General features: G+C 35.8%; 17 protein-coding genes and 2 tRNA genes. 7 read left to right on the top strand and 12 right to left on the bottom strand.

Annotated features, from left to right (window positions below; genetic code table 11):
* Window positions 1–34: 34 nt before the first annotated feature.
* The 3 genes from ACFILZ_RS04010 (at window position 35) to ACFILZ_RS04020 (ending at window position 1515) form a co-directional block, all read left to right on the top strand.
* Complete coding sequence (locus ACFILZ_RS04010) at window positions 35–265, top strand: hypothetical protein (protein WP_375610411.1); 231 nt, start codon at window positions 35–37, stop codon at window positions 263–265.
* A gap of 24 nt (window positions 266–289) precedes the next feature.
* A complete protein-coding gene (locus tag ACFILZ_RS04015; RefSeq protein ID WP_375610410.1) occupies window positions 290–1075 on the top strand; it encodes a DNA adenine methylase in 786 nt (261 codons plus the stop codon).
* Window positions 1076–1140: 65 nt separating this feature from the next.
* Window positions 1141–1515 (top strand): helix-turn-helix domain-containing protein, encoded by a 375-nt coding sequence (locus ACFILZ_RS04020; RefSeq protein WP_375610409.1) that lies wholly within the window; start codon window positions 1141–1143, stop codon window positions 1513–1515.
* Between the two features lie 89 nt (window positions 1516–1604).
* Here ACFILZ_RS04020 and ACFILZ_RS04025 read toward each other — a convergent pair.
* From ACFILZ_RS04025 to ACFILZ_RS04035, 3 genes are all read right to left on the bottom strand, one after another.
* Window positions 1605–1679: transfer RNA gene (locus tag ACFILZ_RS04025), tRNA-Val, on the bottom strand.
* 97 nt (window positions 1680–1776) lie between these two features.
* Window positions 1777–2139, bottom strand: coding sequence for a cell cycle two-component system response regulator CpdR (cpdR, locus tag ACFILZ_RS04030; RefSeq protein WP_005773448.1), 363 nt, complete (start codon window positions 2137–2139; stop codon window positions 1777–1779).
* Window positions 2140–2973: 834 nt separating this feature from the next.
* Window positions 2974–3891 (bottom strand): serine aminopeptidase domain-containing protein, encoded by a 918-nt coding sequence (locus ACFILZ_RS04035; protein ID WP_375609380.1) that lies wholly within the window; start codon window positions 3889–3891, stop codon window positions 2974–2976.
* A 258-nt stretch (window positions 3892–4149) separates the two neighbouring features.
* Between ACFILZ_RS04035 and ACFILZ_RS04040 the strand changes: the two genes are divergently transcribed.
* The gene (locus tag ACFILZ_RS04040; RefSeq protein ID WP_375607095.1) at window positions 4150–4617 is read left to right on the top strand and encodes an Hsp20 family protein; all 468 of its coding nucleotides are present in this window, start codon (window positions 4150–4152) and stop codon (window positions 4615–4617) included.
* A gap of 252 nt (window positions 4618–4869) precedes the next feature.
* Here ACFILZ_RS04040 and ACFILZ_RS04045 read toward each other — a convergent pair.
* Window positions 4870–4946 (bottom strand) — tRNA-Pro (locus ACFILZ_RS04045).
* Between the two features lie 605 nt (window positions 4947–5551).
* Between ACFILZ_RS04045 and ACFILZ_RS04050 the strand changes: the two genes are divergently transcribed.
* The gene (locus ACFILZ_RS04050; protein WP_375607096.1) at window positions 5552–5917 is read left to right on the top strand and encodes an iron-sulfur cluster assembly accessory protein; all 366 of its coding nucleotides are present in this window, start codon (window positions 5552–5554) and stop codon (window positions 5915–5917) included.
* A gap of 70 nt (window positions 5918–5987) precedes the next feature.
* On the opposite strand, the gene mazG is transcribed toward ACFILZ_RS04050, so the two are convergent.
* From mazG to ACFILZ_RS04090, 8 genes are all read right to left on the bottom strand, one after another.
* A complete protein-coding gene (mazG, locus tag ACFILZ_RS04055) occupies window positions 5988–6803 on the bottom strand; it encodes a nucleoside triphosphate pyrophosphohydrolase (RefSeq protein ID WP_375610408.1) in 816 nt (271 codons plus the stop codon).
* Between the two features lie 33 nt (window positions 6804–6836).
* Window positions 6837–7766: a lipid A biosynthesis lauroyl acyltransferase gene (locus ACFILZ_RS04060; RefSeq protein ID WP_375607171.1), complete on the bottom strand. Its 930-nt coding sequence runs from the start codon at window positions 7764–7766 to the stop codon at window positions 6837–6839.
* A gap of 6 nt (window positions 7767–7772) precedes the next feature.
* Window positions 7773–8801: a zinc-binding dehydrogenase gene (locus tag ACFILZ_RS04065; protein WP_375610407.1), complete on the bottom strand. Its 1029-nt coding sequence runs from the start codon at window positions 8799–8801 to the stop codon at window positions 7773–7775.
* A gap of 61 nt (window positions 8802–8862) precedes the next feature.
* A complete protein-coding gene (locus ACFILZ_RS04070; protein ID WP_375607099.1) occupies window positions 8863–10137 on the bottom strand; it encodes a beta-ketoacyl-ACP synthase in 1275 nt (424 codons plus the stop codon).
* A 15-nt stretch (window positions 10138–10152) separates the two neighbouring features.
* The gene (locus ACFILZ_RS04075) at window positions 10153–11328 is read right to left on the bottom strand and encodes a beta-ketoacyl-ACP synthase (RefSeq protein ID WP_375610406.1); all 1176 of its coding nucleotides are present in this window, start codon (window positions 11326–11328) and stop codon (window positions 10153–10155) included.
* A gap of 10 nt (window positions 11329–11338) precedes the next feature.
* Window positions 11339–11623 (bottom strand): acyl carrier protein, encoded by a 285-nt coding sequence (locus ACFILZ_RS04080; RefSeq protein ID WP_005773457.1) that lies wholly within the window; start codon window positions 11621–11623, stop codon window positions 11339–11341.
* A gap of 188 nt (window positions 11624–11811) precedes the next feature.
* Window positions 11812–14130 (bottom strand): NADP-dependent malic enzyme, encoded by a 2319-nt coding sequence (locus ACFILZ_RS04085; protein WP_375610405.1) that lies wholly within the window; start codon window positions 14128–14130, stop codon window positions 11812–11814.
* A gap of 1065 nt (window positions 14131–15195) precedes the next feature.
* Window positions 15196–19755 (bottom strand): hypothetical protein, encoded by a 4560-nt coding sequence (locus ACFILZ_RS04090; RefSeq protein WP_375610404.1) that lies wholly within the window; start codon window positions 19753–19755, stop codon window positions 15196–15198.
* A 665-nt stretch (window positions 19756–20420) separates the two neighbouring features.
* Between ACFILZ_RS04090 and hfq the strand changes: the two genes are divergently transcribed.
* The gene (gene hfq / locus ACFILZ_RS04095) at window positions 20421–20660 is read left to right on the top strand and encodes an RNA chaperone Hfq (protein ID WP_005773461.1); all 240 of its coding nucleotides are present in this window, start codon (window positions 20421–20423) and stop codon (window positions 20658–20660) included.
* A 54-nt stretch (window positions 20661–20714) separates the two neighbouring features.
* Window positions 20715–22058, top strand: coding sequence for a GTPase HflX (gene hflX / locus ACFILZ_RS04100; protein ID WP_375610403.1), 1344 nt, complete (start codon window positions 20715–20717; stop codon window positions 22056–22058).
* Window positions 22059–22186: the final 128 nt, after the last annotated feature.

Consider the following 22186-nt stretch of genomic DNA (forward strand, 5'->3'; position numbering starts at 1 on the left):
ATTTTGAAGCATAACAAGCAGGGAGCCCATTTATGTGGTTGGAAAGATGGTCAAGAAACGAAGCAGCAAAGATAAAGGTCTTACAGAAACAGAACAACAGCTCCTTCACGAGATGATAGAGACCTATCAAGGCTTAAAGATGATGTCACGCATCATGAAATTGATTGCCTTCATTCTCTTTATGTTTGTAATAGATTTTTCCCGTTGCGTGGACGCCATAGAGAATAGCTTCTCACATCTTAAAAGATGGATAACAAAAAGTTAGATATCAAATCTCTCCTTTAAAAATATGATGAAACAAGAATTTACACAAACATTGTTTGCGTGGATGGGTGGTAAACACTATCTGCGTAAGAAAATTATACCGATTTTAAATAATATTGACCACGAAACCTATGTTGAACCGTTTTTAGGCTCTGGTGTTATTTTCCTAAATAAAGAACCAGCAAAATATTCCGTTATTAATGATTTGAATGGAGAGATCACGAATCTGTTTCAATGCGTTCAAAATGACTTTGATGATTTAGCCAAACGACTAGAATGGTTGGTTTGTTCAAGACAGTTGTTTTTTGAACTTGCGGCGATTGAACCAGAAAGCCTTTCCAAAGTTGAAAGAGCTGCCCGTTTTTTGTTTCTCCAACGTTGTGTGATGTATGGGAAAAAAGATTATGTCTCTTTTAGTTTTGGAAGGAAAAAGCCTATAGCATTTAATCCCGAAAAGCTGTTATCAAGGATGAGACGTGTTAGACAGAAGCTTCTTGATACGACGATCTTAAATTTGTCGTGGGAACGGGTTATCGAGCTATTTGATGCACCCGACAGTTTATTTTACCTAGACCCGCCTTATCTTGTAAAGAAGAAGTGTTACAGCTCTGGGAATTTTGTTGAAGATGATTTTGTGAGTATGGCAAAAGTTCTCAAAAGCATACAAGGCAAATTTGTCTTGAGTCTCAATGATTGTGATGCGGTTCGAGAGATTTTTAAGGATTTTGACTTTTTAGAATTAGAGACTCTTTGGACCTCTGGTTTTGCTAAAAAACCACCCCGAAAAGAACTCTTGATTCGTAATAATTGAAGAAAATCATAAAAAGATTTGTTAGAATCAGAAGAAAATATTTCTTCTCTAATAGGACTTTTTATATGGTTACATCTTTTGGTAAAATTTTACGGAAACTTCGCATTGATCACTCCGAACGCCTTTTAGATATGGCTAAGAAATTAGACATATCTGTAGCATTTTTATCTTCTGTCGAGATTGGCAAAAAATCTGTTCCTGTAGGACTGGAGGAAAAGATCATAGAGCTTTATGGTTTAGATAAAGAGAAGGCTTTACTCTTAAAAAAAGAAGCCTATTCTTGTCGAAAAAGCATCATCATAAAGCCTTCTACTCCGTTGCAACGTGAAGCTGTTGTTGCGTTTATGAGACTTTTAGATGGCTTACATCAAGAAGCGTTAGCAGACTTCAAAGAAACATTAGAAACATTGTGCGAAGCGTGCTTTATAGAGAAATGTTAGAAAATCCTATTCCCTTAACTTTATTAAGGTATCCCTCACTTAAAAAAACATATGTAAAATCAATAAATTATTGTTGATATAAAATGCAATGGTGGGCGTGACAGGGATTGAACCTGTGACCCCTACGATGTCAACGTAGTGCTCTCCCGCTGAGCTACACGCCCATTCATTGATGTTGCATACACCATATAGAATGCCAAACGTCAATGCCTAATTTTATTTTCTCTTTCAACAGATGCAAATAACTTTAAAAAATACTTTTTAAGCAGCGATAAGGATCTTTTCAACTTCATTGACGAGTTCACGTAAGTGAAATGGCTTAGAGAGAACCTTTGCATCAGGAGGGGCATCACTATTTGAATTGAGTGCTACCGCTGCAAAACCTGTAATGAACATTACTCGTAAATCAGGGTCAATTTCAGTAGCACGTCGTGCAAGTTCGATTCCGTCCATCTCTGGCATCACAATATCAGTCAGGAGAAGGGAAAATGGCTCTTCTTGTAAACGTTCATATGCGCTAATACCATTATCGAAATCGGCGACTTCGTAGCCTGCACGTTCTAAGGCTTTTACGAGAAAGCGACGCATATCGTTATCATCTTCTGCGAGCAGGATTCGTTTCATGATTATGTTCCAATGGCTCCATTTGTCAGAGTTTTGCCGCATCAATTATACAATATAGAGTATTTAGAAAAAAGATGGTAAAATGCTCATAATTGAAATGAATGGCAAAATGGTTAATTCTTACATTCTGATTTACAATACAGCATATTCGTTGTGAGTTGGTTAAATTCGAAATATATGTGATTTTGAAAAAAGAAGGGGGGCTCTAAAACTTCTAGGATGATTCATTGCTATCTTTTCTTTTAAATTTGCTGATTATTATCAGAATTCCATTAAAAAAATTATGAAAACCATTATTGTAGGGACTTCCTATATCGAGAAATTAAAAGAATATTATGTTAATTTATTGTTTTTAAAAAGTTCTCCTAAGAAATAGAAATTTTATAGTTATTTGTTTTTATAGAGATTTGTAATAAATATTATAAATGCGCTTTATTTCCAGTTTTTTCCTTAAATAGATGAAAAGTATTATTTTTCTAGATATAATATTAAATGAGTATTTTATAACAAATAAAAAATAGTATTTTGATGCTTTATTTGTAAATATGTATCATGTTATATTAAGATATATTTATTATTTATATAAATAGTTTTTTTATTAAGTTATTTTTTATGATGTAAAATAATATTTTTTAATGTAATGATATACTTTGTATATTAGTTTTTTATTAGAATGCGTGGTGAATATTTAGGTCATGGTTTGCCTGTAAAGGCTAGAAAACAAATCATATGAGTGGTTGGAAAGAAAAATCTATTATATTTAAAAGTGTTTGTAGATCCAATGCTCGTAGAAATTTTCTTTTTTGATGGGGCGGAGTGGAAATTAAGGTTTAGTTATTTTACAGATACATTATCGGGAATAAAGGCATCAAATGCAGCCAAAAATTGTTTTTTATAATCTTCGTTAACCATAATTGTATCCAGTTCAGCGCCTGTAATAGTAATACTTTCTGTTAGACGTGTGTGTTGGCATAATTGCCGCACTTCAATGTTGTTTGCAATATTGTTTTGATTGGCAAGAATAAAGAGTGTTGGGATTCGTAAATTTCCATGAAGTACATTTCTCTTCATAGAATCAATCGTATTAAATACTGAAGCCATCCATTGGGATGTTGGGGGCTTAATGGAAGGGAGCGGCACTTTATGTATGTGTCCCAATTGTATATTTTTTTGTTTTGTCTTGTTTAATTTTTTCCCATTTTTCACTGGTATAAAGCCAAGACCTATATCAGAAAGAAATTGTGTTAATTTATGTTGAAAACTATTCGTTTTATTTCCGAATGGAGCAAAAAGGGGAGAAACACAGAGTAATCTATTAAACTGATGATTAATGAGATCTAATCCGCTAAGTGCTATCAATCCACCTATGCCATAGGCGAGCATAGAGTAAGGCGGCGGACAATTAGGATAAACAATATTTTTAAAAAATTTATATAAGTCATTAATATCATTATTTATATCAAAACAATGATGTCGGCTTTGTTTTCTTATCTTGAAGGATGTTTTTTCTTGATCAAAGCAGTCAAATATTGCTGTATGAAAACCGCGTTTAGAAATTTCATTTATTAATAAAAAATATTTTTCTAAAGTATTTGCGTAGCTTTTGAGAATAACAATTGTTCCCTTAGATTTTTCCACCTCAGGATATGTTATAGCAAAACGAATTTCATGATCTATTGCTATTTTAAGAGTATCATGATGGATATTAAGAGAAGTGGAACCCCAGTCTATGGGATAAAGAGGTGTTTCCAATTGAAATCCTTTACAGTGTATTTGTCGCTTAGTGCTTTGACATTTATGTAATGAAGAAAGAGGATTTAAAAAGGGGTATATTGCTTTTTAGATAGTTTTTATCAATTTAGGTCCCAAAGAGTTGAAATAAAGAAAAACGATTACTAGATAATATAGTGTGGTTGCCATGATGGGGCCGCAGGTTCACAAGTAAGTTTGCCATGTGGGAACTTTGTGAATCAGTTATAAATTATAGTCGCTCTAGAGGAGGGCAATATTATGCGTCAAGTAGACTTTTCACCATTTTATCGTTCCACAGTAGGTTTTGATCATCTTTTTAATTGGTTTGATTCTAGAACCCAACCAGATGAAGTTTCTTCTTATCCCCCTTATAATATTGAACGTTTAACTGAAGATTCTTATAGAATTTCTATGGCTGTTGCTGGTTTTTCTCAAGATGAAATTGATATTGAAACACATTGTAACCAGCTGATCGTTAAAGGAGACAGAAAGCCTGAAAATGATGCTGAAGAACGAGAGTTTCTTTATCGAGGTATTGCTTCGCGTGCTTTTGAACGGCGTTTTCATTTGGCTGATCATGTTAAGGTTATTGGGGCAGAACTTGGAGATGGGCTTCTTCATATTCAGCTTAAAAGGGAAATGCCAGCTGAATTAAAACCAAAAAAGATAACCGTACAGATGTCACCATCCATTACAAAAAATGATAACAGCGACGTTATTGTGTAAAGAAAATTTAGAAAATATGAGATCGGATAATTATAAATTTTTCTGAAGAATAAAAAACGCGAGGCAAAAGGTCTCGCGTTTCGTATGTGTTTTCCTAAGAACGAAGCGCATTTTAATAAAACAGCTTATCTCAAATTTATGATAAAATATCACTGCACATTATTTTACGTTGAAGAAAAAGTTCATGTGTGTGCAATTAAAATGCGTAATAATCCACTTTTTAAGTAAGCTTATTTTATAGCATTTTAAAAATGGTCGGAGCGGCGGGATTTGAACCCACGACCCCTTGACCCCCAGTCAAGTGCGCTACCAAGCTGCGCTACGCTCCGAGTTCGTGTAAAACGATTAAATGACTGTTTCTTTAAAGGCAAGAGAAAAAATAAACAGAATAAAATCTAAAATGCTCTTGCACTTAGAGCTTTTGAAAGTAAAAATTTTGGACATCAATATTTTGTTGTTAATTCAAGATAAATAACGAATTTGTAAAATTCTTTGTGATCATTAAATTTTTAGCTCTATAGTTAATAGATGTATGCATTTAATTACTTTTGAGATTGTGAGGAGGGGGTAAGATTGGTGACTTTAGGGGTATGAATTGGAGCAAATGAGTGCGGAAGGTATATTTTTTCTTACCTAATCGTTACTTTTCTAAAAAGATAAAGATTTTCAAAAGAAGAGGAGTGAATGTATGGTTTTGAAAAGTTTTCGTTTTTTTAGAGTTTTATAGACGAGGTATTTTCATTTTATGTGGATAAAAAATTGTAAGTTCTGGATTGTATAATCACAAATCTCATTTTACGGGTATGTATTTTTATCCAAATAAACAAGATCAGAATGCTTTAATTTATGTTTCGTTTTTTTTCTAAAATATCAGATAAAATATTATAGAGGAAAAACTTTCAAAGTGTCTATTGGACTAAGAAAAGAGTAAAGGATGAGCCGTTTTTCGGTAATAAATTTGACGCAAGCAGCAGTGGATCGTGTTAAAGCGATTATGGATGAAAAAGATGCACAGGGTATTCTTGTTGGTATCAAAAAAGGTGGTTGTGCAGGGATGGAGTATACAATTACTCTTGTCAAAGAAAAGGGGATAGATGCGGATGTTGTTGAAGTGAATGGTGCCCGTGTTTTTGTAGCACATGATGCGGTATTATTTTTATTAGGGACGCAGATGGATTATGAAGTGACAACGCTGCGGTCTGGTTTTGTCTTTAAAAATCCTAATCAAGTTTCAGCATGCGGGTGTGGAGAATCGGTGGAACTTCGTCCTGCTACGCAGGATCAATATAAAACAAATTGAACTAAGCTAAATTATAATTTAGTAATTTTAGAGGCGCTTGTTCTTTTAGGTAGAAGAAATCTACTATTTTTTATCGTTCATTTTTAGCTTGCTTCCAAAGTGCTTCCATTTCATTCAAGGATGCGTCAGTAAGTGTTTTAGATTGAGTGGATAGCTTTTCTTCAATATAGGCGAAACGATTTCGAAATTTTATATTCGTTTTTTTTAATGCTTTTTGTGAATCAATCGCTAAGTGGCGCGCGAGATTAAGGAGTATAAAGTAGAGATCTCCAAACTCTGCTTCTATTTCTGAGTTTTGTTTACTTTTGATGGCTTCTTTGAGCTCTTCCAGTTCTTCTTCTATTTTTTCAAAAACTTTATCACTTTTTTGCCAATCAAAACCTACTTTAGCTGCTGCTTCTTGTAAAGCAAGTGCCTCTTGGTTTGCTGGCTGGATTTGTTTTACTGTTGCGAGTATGCTTGTGGAGGAATTGTTGTTTTTTTCTTCGCACATTCTTTTTTGTTCAACCTGTTCTCTTTTTTTTATATATTCCCACTCCTCTTTTATAATCCCCCGTTTTTTTTGCTCGGCATTTCCAAAAACATGAGGATGGCGCCGAATCATTTTTTCCGTAATTGCATAAACAACATCTTCAAAAGTAAAACTGCCTTCTTCCTGTGCAATAGTAGCATGATAGACAACTTGTAAAAGAAGATCACCAAGTTCTTCACAGAGATTCCTTCGGTTTTTTTGTTCAATGGCATTGATGACTTCGTAAACTTCTTCAAGCATATAGGGTATGAGAGATTCATAAGTTTGTTTTTTATGCCAGATACAACCACTATCAGGATTGCGTAATGCAGTGATAATTGCGGTGAGATCTTTGATATCTTTTGAGGCTAACATTTTGCACTTCCTTTGTAAGCAATAGAGCTTATGTTAGATGTCCCAACGTCTATGTAACCACATCCATTGTCCAGGATATTCACGGACCCAAGTTTCAACAATATCATTTAATTTTTGCGTAGAAGCCGCTATATCGATATCATTTTTTTCATCACGTGGAAGTTCTACATGTTCATATAATTCTAAACGATGACGTCCTCCAGGTAGACGAATACAACGTGCTGGATAAATATCACAGTCATATTGTCGAGCAAGTTTTATAATTAAGGGGTTTGTTTTAAGAGGTCTGTTAAAAAATGTTCCCATGATACCGCGGCGAAATTTTTGATCAACGAGCATACCAACATTTTCACCTTCTTCTAATTTGGCTGCTAATGCCCATGCGGCACCGGCCTTGGAGGGAACAAGATGTCCCATAGAAGTTTGTCGTGCTTTAAGGATTCGTTTGGCAACATAGGGATTATTGGGTGGTCTAAATAATACCGTAACATTAAGATCAAAACTTTGTGCACAAATAGGCAGAAGTTCAAAATTGCCAGTATGTGCGGTGAAAAAAATATGTGGTTTTTTTTCATTTTTTAATCGCTCAAATATTTCAATGCCTTTAACCTCAATGAAACCTGGCTTGTCTGCATGAGGATCAAAATCAAAAATTTTATCAAGAAAAATATATTCAGCGAGGAAACGTCCTATATTTTCCCACATTTCTATTGCAATCGCACGGAGTTCTTGCTCTGTTTTTTCTGGATATGCACTCCTAAGGTTTGCAAGTGTGATTTGATGACGATGGATAAGGGGACCAATTTTTTTTGCTAACCAAGCAAAAAAAGAAATTCCCATTTTGGCTGGAAAACACTTTAGAATAAATAAAGAACCAAAGAGTAGATATGCCCATAACAAATAGGATATTTTTTTAGCTATAATTTTAATACGATATATGAGATTTTTAAGAGAAAGCTTCATCATGATTTAATCGATTTTAAGGATAATTTTACCAAAAACATCACGACTTTCCATTCGTTTTAAAGCTGTATCAATTTCATCCAGTCCAACAATTGTATCAATGACAGGATGTACGGCTTTTTGTGCCATTTTTTGCATGGCATTTTTCATATTTTCCATACGGCAGCCAAATGAACCGAATATCTTAAGCTGTTGCTGGAATAATTGCATGAGATTTATTGGTGCTGAAACACCAGAGGTAGAACCGCAAGTCACTAAACGTGCTCCTTTTTTCATACACAACAGAGAACCATTCCATGTATCGACACCAACATGCTCAAAAACAACGTCAACACCTTTTTTTTGAGTTAATTTACGTACCACACCTTCAAAACGATCTTTACGATAATTAATCACATGATCTGCTCCAAGAGCTTGTGCTTTTGCAATTTTTTCATCTGAACCTACAGTGGTGATAACTGTACATCCCCTATGTTTTGCAAGTTGAATAGCTGCAGAGCCAATACCGGAACCACCTGCTTGTATCAGGATTGTTTCTCCTTCTTGTAGTTTTGCGTTATCGAAAAGCATATGTTCTACAGTACCAAAAGTAATTGGAGCAACGGCTGCTTGCAATTCATTACATTGGGGTGGTGCTGGAACCAATAAACGTGCTGGCAGATTAACAAACTCACACGCAAATCCATCAAGATGAAAACCGTAGACTCCTTTTACATTACTGCAAAGATTATCTCTTCCTTCATGACAAGCTTTGCATACTCCGCAGGTTTGTGCACCATAAATTGAGACAATCTGTCCAAGTTGGAGATGTTCAACGCCATCTCCTACTTGTACAACCTCACCAGAGGCTTCTGCACCAATGATGAGGGGTATTTTTCTTTTCGCAAAGGCCATGCCACGCCATCCCCATACATCAATATGATTAAGGGCAACAGCTTTTATCCGCACAGTTACTTCACCTAGACTAGGTGAAGATGGCGAGGGAATATTGGTGATTTCAAGTCGACGTTCATTAAAGAGTTGCAGTGCACGCATTATCAGCCCCCTTAAAAGACGTTATTAGGTTAGCGTTACAAAATTTTTATTATATAAAGGATTATCCTTTATAGGCTGTGATAACAAGACTCATATTTTGACCACCAAATCCAAAAGAGTTTGACAAAACCGCATTAACACAGGCTTTACGGCTATGATGAGGAACAACATCTAAAGGGATGGAAGGGTCAGGATTATCGTAATTTATTGTCGGTGGAAGTACCCCTGATTGAATGGTTAAAAGAGAAAAAACGGCTTCTATTGCACCAGCAGCAGTTAATGTATGCCCAATCATTGATTTATTAGAAGAGACTGGAATATGCTCTAACAGATCACTAAAGACAGTTGATAATGCAAGATATTCCATTTTTTCATTTTCAGGTGTTGAAGTTCCGTGGGCATTAATATAGTCAATTTCATTGATGGTTATTTGTGCATCGTCTAAGGCTTTACGAACGGATTCAATTGCTGGTGATGCATCGGGTTTTGAACGTGTACGGTGAAAGTCATCGGCGGTTTCTCCACAGCCAGCTAAAATTCCTAAAACTGTAGCATTACGGTTTAATGCGCTTTGAAGAGATTCAAGAACAAGAGCGCCTGATCCTTCTGCCATAACAAAACCATCTCTATCACGGCTAAAGGGTTTTGCTGCTTTTTCTGGAGGCTCATTTTGAGTTGAAAGAGCAGATAGTAACGAAAAACGAATAAGAGATTCTGCTGAAACTGATCCATCTGTCGCAATTATGAGCGCTCTATTTGTCTCTCTCCGTCTAATAGACTCAACACCTAATTGAATTGCTGTTGCACCAGATGCACAGGCAGTGGAAAGTGTAACAGGAAGTCCTTTTGTGCCAAATGTTTTTTGAAGTTTTTCTGCAATTGCACCAAATTGTGTGGTTTCAAAAAGTGCCTCATGGAGTTTATGCTTACAGACTTTAAGAAGATCTGCATAAGAAGGCTCATTATTGAATTTTTCCTCTTGATCAAGACTAAAACGTGCTTTCCATTCAAGTTCAACAGGAGGAGCAGCTAGAAAAAGTGGTCCATTAAAATTTGTTTTATCAACAGCTGCTTGTTCTAACGCTTCTTCAGCAGCAAGATGTGCAAGCTTTTCAGAAAGAGCTGAAGCACCAAACGTACTTTCTTTGAGGAAATCAATCGTTCCAGCAATATATGTGTTTAATCCCTCAATGGGAAAACGTGTTATTTTGTGGATTCCGCTTACACCGCTTGTTAATTTTTGCCAATTTTCATGTTTTCCTCGTCCTAGTGATGTGACAACGCCTACACCAGTTATTGCTACAAGTGGACGTCCAAAATGATCATGATATTTCACGATAGAAATTCCCCTTCAAACAGCTGTAAGACGCACGATACCTTCAGCTCTTTTTACACCAATAGTTGTAATAAATATTTCACGCACTTCTTTAGGAAAAGGTTTTTCATGAGGACTTAATGCTGGAAAACAGTGTTTTTTTTCAATTGCAAGTGCTGCCAGAGCAAGCGCTAGAGGAAATTGTGCTTCCCGCATATAACCAAATAATGTTGTAATACCGCGATAAGATAGATCAGCATCGTCAAGAGCATATTGTTCTGCTTTTGTTGCTTCGTGAGCACCTGAGGCTGCTGAAATGACTAAGGCAGATTTAGCGCCCACAGTTTTCAACATTGTTGCAATTGACTCTCTCAGTGAAGTTTTGGTTCTATCTGTTTGGTCTGTAACAATTTGACTAATTTCAGCATAAGCACGCGCGTTACGTTTTTTCGCATGCTCTCCACTTTCAAGAACTAGAAAGATACCACCAGAACCGGTTATAATACCGCCGCCGGGGTGAATTTCACGATTCCACACTGGGCTCCATCCATTATGGGTTAAAAGACCACCAAGCTCATGCGCCAACAACATATCATAACTTTGTGCATTATAAGAACTTCCTACAAGAGCATGGGTGCTTTGTCCTGATTTAATACGGGCTACAGCAATTTGAAGTGCAGAAAGCCCACTGCCTTCTTCTCCCATAAATGTACGAGAAGATCCAGTGACTTTATGAACGATTGAAATGTTTCCTGCCAGAAGGTTTGAAAGTTGTGCCAAAAATAATGTTGGACGAAGTTCGGTTGAAAGAGCAACATTTAACATAGAAGCATGATCGGCGATTGCGCGCGCTTTAGAAAGAATTTGTGTATCAACAGTAATATCACGCTCTCCTCCACTTGCCGCTACGATCATATCCATTGTTGAAGTGAGTTGTTCATTATTTTTCATGCCGGCATCATCAAGAGCAAGACCAGCCGCATAGGTACCAAGACGCTGCCATGTTCCCATTTGTCGTTGATCGCTTTTTTTAGGAATCTGTGAACTCCAATCAATTTCGGGTGCTTTATGAACCGTGTAGGGCGAAAAAGTTGTACAATCTAGATTTGGTGTACGGGCTTGATCATTTAAGAGATTCCAATGTTGATCAGTTCCTTCTCCCAGAGAGCTTATGAGGCCTATACCAGTGATGAATACAGATTGATCGTGCATGGTGAAAAAATTACTCCGCCTGTTTTAAGGCAACGAGATCATCAATTTTTGCACAAAGATTTTTAAGAACAAAGTACTCTTCCGTTGCAACTGTGCCTTCATTGACTTCTTGCGTCCATTGTTCTAGTGGAACCTTTATTCCGAAAGCTTTATCAATAGCGAAAACAATATCAAGAAAATCAAGACTATCGATTCCCAAATCGTCAATTGTATGACTTTCAGGCGTAATCGTATTGCGATCAATTTCACTGATTTCTGCAATAATATCAGCAACTTTATCAAACGTGGAAGGCAATGTACGGATTCCTTATTATAGAGTTAGTAAATTCAAAATATATTTAATACTATTCTTCTAGCTTTTTTTCTCTTTAAAAAAAAGAATTAATCCAGAATATAGCTGTCTTTTCTATAGAGAAAAGAGGTTTACAGTATATGAAGTACTATACCTCAATATTTAAAAAACTTTGAAATTTTATTGCACATTTATTTTACGAGACTATTTTTTCTATTTGCCGCAAGGACGGCAAGGGCTGTTATATTAACAACTCCCCGTGAAGTTACCGAAGGTGTTAAGATATGCGCGGGACGTGCCGCCCCGATCAAGATAGGACCAACATGAAGTGCATTTGTAAGGCTTCTAACAGTGTTGAGCGTGATATTGGCTGAATCAAGTGTTGGAAAAATAAGCAGATTGGCTTCACTTTTAAGACGAGAATCAGGAAAAACACGATCACGAAAAACTTTAGAAAGGGCAGCATCACCGTGCATTTCACCATCTGCTTCTAAATCAGGGTGTAATTGGGCAAGAATTTCTGTTGCACGTCGCATTTTACGCGCACTTTCTGTGTTTTTAGAACCAAAGTTTGAGTGTGATAATAAGGCTGCTTTTGGTGTTATTCCAAATGCTTCAACTTCTTTAGCGGCCAATACAGTCATTTCAGCGATTTCTTCTGCAGAAGGATTTTCATTGACGTAAGTATCTGTGAGAAAAAGAGTACGCTGTTGAGAGATAAGTAAACTCATAGCAGAAAAACGGTGAACATTAGGATCAAGTCCTATAATTTGTTCAATCAATTCAAGTTGACGTTCAAAACGTCCCTCTAAGCCACAAATCATTGCATCTGCTTCTTCTCGCATAACGGCGAGGGCAGCAATAGCCGTTGTTGATGTTCTTACTATTGTTTTTGCCATTTCAGGCGTAACGCCACGTCTTCCTGTATAATGAAAAAATAAATTAACATAATCACGAAAACGTGGGTCATCTTCAGGGTTTGTTAATTCAAAATCTATACCAGGACGAATTCTTAAACCAAAGCGTTTTAATCTAGCTTCTACGACATGTGGACGGCCGATAAGGAGCGGTGTTGCTGTTTGTTCTTCAATGACAACTTGTGCTGCTCGAAGGACGCGTTCATCTTCACCATTCGCATAAATGACGCGTTTACGTTTTGCTGTTTTTGCTGCTGCAAAAACAGGTTTCATCGTTAAACCAGAAAGAAAGACAAATCGATTGAGGATATCATAGTAGGCTTCCATATCTTCAATGGGACGAATAGCGACACCTGTTGCCATTGCTGCTTTAGCAACAGCGGGAGCAATACGCAGTATTAAACGTGGATCAAAAGGAGAGGGAATCAAATAGTCTGGACCAAAACTGGGAGGTTCTTTTGAGTATGCACGTGCTACAACATCTGAAGTTTCTTCACGTGCAAGAGCAGCAATCGCATGAACAGCGGCCATTTTCATTTCTTCATTAATTGCCGTAGCACCTACGTCTAATGCACCACGGAAGATATAGGGAAAACAAAGTACATTATTAACTTGATTGGGATAATCAGAGCGTCCTGTGCAGATCATTGCATCTGGTCGTATAGACTGTGCTTCTTCAGGCATAATTTCTGGTACTGGATTAGCCAGCGCTAAAATTAATGGGTTTGGAGCCATTCTTTTAAGATGTTCAGGTTTTAAAACACCACCCGCAGATAAACCTAGAAAAATATCTGCATTATCAATAATATCAGATAGAGTTCGTGCGTCAGTTTTTTGTGCGTAATTAACTTTCCAACGATCCATAAGGGTCTTGCGACCTTCATAAACAACGCCTTCCAAATCACTAAGCCAAATATTTTCAACTTTTGCCCCAAGACGAACCAAAAGATTAAGGCAAGCGAGGGCAGCAGCACCTGCACCTGAGGTAACTATTTTTGCATTTTCAATTTTTTTTCCTGAAAGATTTAAAGCATTTAATACAGCAGCAGAAACAATAATGGCAGTTCCATGTTGGTCATCATGAAAAACTGGAATATTCATCTTAGCACGCAGCTTTTCTTCGATTTCAAAACATTCAGGAGCCTTAATGTCTTCAAGGTTAATACCACCAAATGTAGGTTCTAAGGTCGATACCGTTTGTACCATTTGTTCTACATTGGATGCATCAATTTCAATATCAAAAACATCAATATTCGCAAATTTTTTGAATAAAACAGCTTTGCCTTCCATAACTGGTTTTGAAGCAAGTGGGCCAATATTTCCTAAACCAAGAACAGCAGTTCCATTTGATATAACGGCAACTAAATTAGAACGGGAGGTATATAGAGCAGCAAGATTAGGATCTTCATGAATTGCAAGACATGGTGCTGCAACACCTGGAGAATAAGCAAGAGCTAAATCACGTTGATTATCAAGAGGTTTTGTTGCTTGTATTTCCAATTTTCCAGGTTTAGGGTATTGGTGATAAAAAAGCGCGGCACTGTCAAGTTCAGCTTTTGGTGACCTTAAATCACTATTTCGTTCTCTATACATTTTTATGATATCCAAGTTAGTGTGTATTTATATGAGTGTTCTATCTACGATAAGGTTTTGTCCACTAATAGATCCTCATTTCTCTGAATATCAAAATGCGTGAGCATGAGCAAATTCTTCTGGATCATAAAACCAGTTTGGTAATTCTTTTTGTTTGTGCGCATGAATAATTTCATGGTTAGTCGCACGTTTGTTTTTCTTTCCTTAATAAAATGCATAAAAATTGATTAGTTTACAAAAGAATAAAATATTTTCTAACGACTATATTACCAAGTCATTATTTTTTTTGCAATGCTTAGAAAATAAGGAAAGAACAGAAGAAATTTTCTTATTCATTTCATTCGTTTTTTATAAAATATATATTTTATTTAAAGTTTTATACGGAGGTAGAAAAAAATTAAACAACAATTTGACAGTTATAAATTGTTTATTCAGCTATTTTAAAGGAGTTTGGAACATTGAGAATGACAAATATGTTGTTTTAAGCAATGAATATGTCACTAAAACAGCTGTAATTGTGCACTCTATACATAAAGTCCATTCCATTAACGCTTTGCTTTATAATTTATAATGAATCATCTCGTATATTGAATGGGAAAGTTGAGTACAATAAGATACATTCATTTCAAATTCACCTAATGTAATAAAAATATTTACTTAGATATTTCAAGTGCGCTTAATATGTGGATAAAAACATGTAAGAAAGGAATAGAAATCTCTCTTATGAGCCATTTTAATAATAACGCATGAAAAAATATTAAAGGCTAGCAAATAAAATAATTTTATTAAATCTTTGTGTTTTTATGAAAATATGAAAAATAAAGGAGTTAAGAAAAAAATAAGGAAATAGAAAACATGCTTTATCATTCTTAGAATGATATGTTTTTTGATAAGCCATTACGCTTCTTTAGGATTATTGCTTAGGATATCAAAGAAAACCGCATGCCAATTATCCCAACCTTTGAAGTACAAAGCTACAGTTAAAAGAAAAGCATTCTATGATGAGCCATTAAAACGACTAGAGAGAGAAAGTGGAAAAAATATCTTTTTCCACTTTCTTATTTTTTATTGGATTCGACCACTTGCATGAGCAAGCATAGTATAAACTTTTCCGGTATCTGATATCAAGTACTTGCGAACTGAGTTGGAAGAGCCAGAACTGCGCGATATATCACGTAAGAGCTTTTCGAAATCTGTAACATATTGATTCACTGAACGTTTAAACCCAAAATCGCTCATATATTTTTTCTTAATCATTTCAAATATTTTTTGTCCATTTAAGGTATAAAGGCGTTCTGTTACGATGTTTTTTTGTCCACGTTGATAATGATCCCATAGCTCAACAATGGCATTGTGATTAATCGCTTGCACTATACCAGCAGCTAATGAATTAAGAGAGCAGTTTGCAGGAGATGGTTTTGTTTGCACTGATGTTAAAACAGCCTCACTAGGGGGAGCATCATAAAATGTTTCTTCACGTGAAGCTCTTTCTAAGAGATTTGATACCCATTTATTTGGTCTTTTTTTGCTTTGATCTTGTTGCAAAATAGGCTTAGGTGGCACAATCTTTTTAACAGACTCAGTGGAACTGTCACTTTTTTGATTAAACATTGATGATGTAGGAAATGCTGATATTAGCTGTTTTTGTGCGCTCTTTTGATCATTTTGTATAACACTGACTAAATCTTGTAACGCTGTAATCTGTTCATTCAAAGCTGTGCGAATTGTTTGCGTTGTTTCTTTTGTTTTTTCTGGAAGTTTTTTTACATTTTCATTGATATCATTATTAATCTTTGAAAGCTCTAAACGAACTTCATCAGCGGAGCGACGTATATCTTCTGCTGCTTCTGAAAAACGCGTTGATGCTTCACTAACAAGCTTATTAAGTGATTGTTGGAATGAATTTGTGGAGTTACGCGCATTCTTATCAGAGCGTTCAAGTGCTAAGTTGAAGATTTTTTCATAATGCCCAATCATTTGATTAATTTCATGAGACTTTGAAACAAGAGCATCGCTTAATACAGAAAGCGTATTATGTTTTTCTTCAAGTGTTGCACTAAGTGAATTTTCAGACTGTTCAAGAACATGAATAGTTTGGGAAAGTGTCTTTGCATGTTCACCAAAACTGCTCGTTATATGATTAATTTGTTCAAAGGTATTCTTTGAAAGTCCTTGCAGAATTTCAACATTAGTATTGAGCGCTTGATTTGAGGCTGACAAACGCTCTGCTACTTGGTCCGTGTTGCGGAAAAAATTATTCGTACTCTCATTAAACTGCCCATCAATATTTTGAACAGCCGATAATAAAACATTACTATTTTCGTGAAAATTGTAAATTGATTGATTCAACTGTGTTAAGATGGATGAGACATTATTAACAAGCTCTTCCTTCATAATCGTTATTGTTTGAAGTGTTTCAGAGTTAGCTTTGGTTAAGCTATTCACTAGAGATTCATTATGTGCATAAATTCTTTGTTCAGCATCTTGTGTGGAGAGAGAGAGTTGTTCACCGATATGCTGTGTTAAAGAATCAATTGATTCTGTCGTACTTTGCGCTGCTTGATTTAAGTGATTTGTTAGCTCTGTTATTTTTCCAACATGTTCTGAAATTTGTGTGGCTGTTTGATTTCTTGCATCTTCCAGACGGCTCGTTACATCAGAGAGCTGATGTCCTAAATTATTTTTAAGATTTTGCATAGAGTGATGAAGAACATCACAGCGTTCATTAAGGACTTGTTCTATTGCTGTTGTTGATGTGTGAATAGTTTCATTCAATAATGCTTGTGCATTATGACTGGCTGTTGTGAAAGCTTCGACAGTATGTGCTGTTTGTTCAGACAAAACGGACAGAACTTTTTCACTGGTATCATAAACTGTTTTTTTAACGTTTGATACAATGCGATTTCCTGATTCTGAAAGAATATTTTCTGCTTGTGCAGTAACATTTGTAACAGAAGAAAGAATTTGTTCACTTGTAGAAGAAAGAATGTCAGAGGCCTTTATAATCTGATTGTGCAGGTTATCTGTCACTGTATTAACAGAATCTTCTAAGGTGACACGCATATTGTCAACACTGCTTTCCAGCGCTTGTTGAATTATCTGACTTTGTTCATTATTAAGCATGAGAGATGTTTTTAAAGTGTCAGAACGTTCCTCAATAACAGATGTTTGTGCATCAATAGCTTCACATACTTGGCTAATTTTTTCAGATAATGTTTCTTCTAGCGTTGTTGTACGTTCAAAAATTTTGTGTGCACGAACTTCTAGATTTGTATCAAATGATTCCATACGCGTCTCAAGAGTTTCAAAGAAAACACCACTCGATTGAGAGAGAGTATTCTTTAAAGTTTCGGCCTGACTTTCAAGATTTTTGATATGATCTTGAACCGTTTCAGTAATATTTTTATTGTTGGCAACAATTGCGCTCTCAACTAAATCTATCTGTTGTTTCAATGCAACATCAACACGTATATCACTTTTTGCAATGAGATTATGGATGGTTTCCATGCGTTGCTCGAGTGTGCGTGCTTGATCGGCAAGAACTTCATTGAGAGAAAAACTATTAATCGCTAAAGAGTCACGTAGAGCATCAGCACGGATATCAATATTTCTCGCTTGTGCTTCTAAAGCATCTTGGGTTGTATTACAACTTTGTACAATGACATCTTGTAACTTTTCAGTGCATTGAATGATGTTCGTAATATGATTTTCAGCTTGTTTATCAACGACTTGAACATTATCAGCCAAAACTTTTTCAATATGAGAAGTATTTTGGGATAAAACATCAATTTGATTTCTTAATGTATCCGCAATTTTATTTTTCTCGTTATCGAGCATATCTGCCATAAGAGCTCGTTGATCAGAAAGTTGTACTTTAAAATCTTGTGAACGTTCTTGTATGATATCAACAATGGCATTGTCGACATATTGAATTTCTTCTCTCAGACTTTCTTTACTTTTATCAATTGCAGAAAGAATAGCTTCACGTCCATTTGTAAATACATGGGTAATGTCTGCTGTTTTTTCTTGGAGGTTCTCATTTATTTTCAAGACATGAGCTTCCAAGAAGTTACCAAGTTTTTCAGCATTATCCTCTAAAGCCTGACTTTGTTCTATAAAGGAATCAATAATGGAATCACTATGTTTTTTAAGAGAATGATCAACAGTTGCTAAACGTTGTTCAAAGGCTCCAATCGCTTGCGAGGTTACGTTATCAAATTTAGAAGAGAGTTTATGTGCTTGGTCGTCGAGCTTTAAGATCTTCTCATCAAAATTCTGTATAGATTGATTATTACGATCAATAAGAGCTTTATCTAAGGCTTTAAACTTTTCATCGACAGCGTGCAAAGTTTGATCTGTTACTGTTTGTATATGTGTTGCAATTTTAGCAACATGTGCTTCCGCTTTTTCAGCTGTTTCATTAAAAGTTTTTTCTATTTGTTTTTCATTATGATCAAATTGTTTTGCAAAGCCATCAAAGTTTTTTCCTAATTCATGAAAAAATTCCGTGTTTTTTTGCTGAATTTGTGTTGTTGTTTTGTTAAATTTTTCAACAAGTTGATTTGTTACGCCATCACCGGCACAGGAAAGTTTTTCAACAAGGTCTTCACCTTGTTTTTGTAAAGTTTGAGAAAGGGTTTGTGCAAGCTTTTCAACATTGGTGACAATGTTAGAGGTAACCAACCCAAATTCATCACTCAGTTGTTCTTGGGTTCCTTTAATTGTTGATTGTACGCGATCTGCATGATTCAAAATGGCTATGCGTTCATTACTCAATTCTTTGATTAATGTGTGAATGCGTGATTCATTCTCAGCATAGGCTTGTTCTAGATTGTGAACTTCACCTTGTATGATTGCTTCAAGTTCAACAGCACGTCCGAGGGTACGCTCAATACCTTCGTTCATTGCCGCTACTTCTTCACGAATGGTTTGCCCTATAGCAATAGCTTGTTTTTCGGATAGATGTTGTGGTTCACTAAGGCGCTGTGCAGCATTGGTCATAAGAAGAGCAATATTATGCAAGTCGTTTGAGCGTTTTGTTAATTGAGCAACGCCCCAAGATATAAGGATAGGAATTGCTGTTCCGGCTGCTACAGCGAGGCCTGTTGGGGATGTAACAAAAGTGCTGATATTGGATAAGGAGCTGAGTCCGGTAGGTGCGAGTTTATGCGCAATAAAAGCTCCTCCCGTTGCCCATAAAGCACTAAGCGCTGTTGTATACCAGTAGACTCGAGAGGAAGAACGCTGCTTTAATGGTCCAAAATTTACAGGGGTTGTTATATCATCATTTGCAGGAAGAAGTTTTGTAGACAACAATGTATTATGAACAGTTCCACCTGAAATATCAGGTGAAGGTTTTGGAGCAAAAAGCTGTTCAACAACGGATTTATCAATAACAGCTTCATCATGAATATTAGAAACAAAAGTTGATGTACCGTTTTCAGCAAAAAATTCTTCTTCTGCCATTGCAATTTTTTGAATCAGATCATCGACATTAACAACATTTTCAGAATTATTGGATGATATCGTTTCAAATCCTGTGTTATCGAAATCAAAGTTCATAGCTTTTGTGAGGGCTTCTTCAACTTCAACTTCAAATGTTTGCAATTTTGTTCTGCGTGCCATACTCGCCTCGTACTCTTACAGCCGGAAAAGGGATACGTCCTCTTCCACATAATTTCTATATACTAGCTGTTAATTATTTAGAAAGGAATATGCTTAGGGAAAAATTTTAAAAACTTATCAAGATAAAGTTAACGCAGTTTCTTGTATCCTGTTTTAAAATATTATAAAATATAGTAAAAACAATTTATTATTTAAATCTAACTAAAACAAAAATACTGTTTACAACTTGTGTTTATAAAAAGCTTTATAAGCCGGCAATCTTTGAAATAAGGACAATTTAATAGCGGTTATATATACATTAAGGTGCGAATGCCTCTCTTTAATATCGATAATCGTTAATAAATGTTGTTGTCCGCTTGCTTTTATTGATTCTAAACGAAGCAGATTCATCATCACATATAGTCTGTAATAGCTTAGGATGTATATTAGGATGTATAAAGTATGCCTTTGAATTGTAAGCTCATAAAAAAGTAAACGTGGAAAAATTTTTAATTTAATATAGATTTTCGTAAGTTGTACTTTATTATTGCCTTAAAGAGCTGTTTTTTCTCTGATTTCAGTTGTTTGTTTCTGAATTTTGAAGCTTCTACGTTGACAATTGGATATTTTTCAGTCGATATGCATGCACGAATATTTTATGCAATCTAGATAAAGGTGTAAGAATAATGGCAGAGCGATCACAACACCTGCAAGATGTGTTTTTAAATACGGTGCGTAAGCAAAAAATTTCCCTTACAATTTTTCTTGTCAATGGCGTTAAACTCACGGGTATTGTAACTTCATTTGATAATTTTTGTGTTCTTTTGCGCCGAGATGGACACGCGCAATTGGTTTATAAGCATGCTATTTCTACGATTATGCCTGGACAGCCTGTACAGATGTTTGAGGGTGAAAGTCCTGAGTAAGCACGTCATTTTAAGATAGACCTCTTATCCCATTTTAAAAGTACTTAGATTGCTATGATAAATGAAAATGAGAGATTAGGAGGGGTGTTTTCGCAGAATACAGAACAGGTGCGTGCACTTGTTTTGATACCGATTTTTCAAGAAAATAGAAGTGAAAGCTCTTTGAGAGAGTGTTCTATATCTTCTCGTGTTAAAGAATCATTGGGGTTAGCGCGTGCTATAAGGTTAGAAGTTGTTAATTATGAAACGATTAATATTGCAACGCCTCGCTCTGCGACACTCTTTGGAAAAGGTAAAGTAGATGCGTTAACCTGTTATATAGATGAATATTCTATTGAGCTTGCGATTGTAGATCACTTTTTAACGCCAGTACAGCAGCGTAATTTAGAAAAATTATGGAATTGCAAAGTTATCGATAGAACAGCTTTGATTCTTGAAATTTTTGGGGATCGTGCACGAACAAAAGAAGGAGTTTTGCAAGTAGAGTTAGCACGTTTGTCCTATCAAAAAGGGAGGCTTGTGCGGAGTTGGACGCACTTGGAAAGGCAACGGGGGGGGCGTGGCTTCCTAGGGGGACCTGGTGAGACGCAAATTGAAGCAGATAGGCGTCTTTTACAAGAAAAAATTATTCGTATTCGCCGCGAATTGCAAACGGTTATTAAAACACGTGCACTTCATAGAGCAAAAAGGAAAAAAACATCTTATCCTGTTGTAGCAATGGTAGGATATACGAATACAGGAAAGTCAACTCTCTTTAACCGTTTAAGCGGTGCAGATGTTTTAGCAAAGAATATGTTATTTGCAACGCTTGATCCGACTTTGCGCAAAGTTGTTCTTCCCCATGGAAAAACTGTTCTTTTGTCTGATACTGTAGGGTTTATTTCTAACTTGCCAACGAATTTGATTGCAGCTTTTAGAGCAACCCTTGAAGAAGTGGTTGAAGCAGATCTCATTCTTCATGTAAGAGATATGTCAGATCTTGATCATCGAGCACATGCCCAAGATGTTTTAGAAGTGCTTTCAAGTCTTGATATCGATATTGATGATATGGAGCACATCATAGAAGTTTGGAATAAGATTGATATGTTAGATGAGCAAGCATTGAATGTTTTACAAACAAGCGCAAAGACGCGATTAAATCCTGCTCTCATGGTATCAGCACTTAAGGGGGATGGACTCGATCAATTATTAAGAGCCATTGAAGAGCGAATTTTTGGAGACGTGCAAAGCATTGAATATCTTTTACAACCTCATGAAATGTCGCTTATTGATTGGTTTTATGAAAACTCTGCGGAAATAGTGCAAGAAGGGCATGATGATGGGTCTATTACCATTAGAGCGGTTGTTACTTCTGAAGCAAAAAAACAACTAGAGAGCCTCAAAAAAAATATGAATTAAGTTCTTTAAAGCTATTGTTGAACATTTTTGCTTAAATTTTATATTTTTATTATCTCAAAATAATATGACAGCAAGTTAAGAGGATAGTTACTACTTTCTCTTAATAAAACAATATGAAGAAGTATTTT

Source organism: Bartonella sp. AP40SXNS, assembly GCF_042195825.1.
GTDB lineage: Bacteria > Pseudomonadota > Alphaproteobacteria > Rhizobiales > Rhizobiaceae > Bartonella.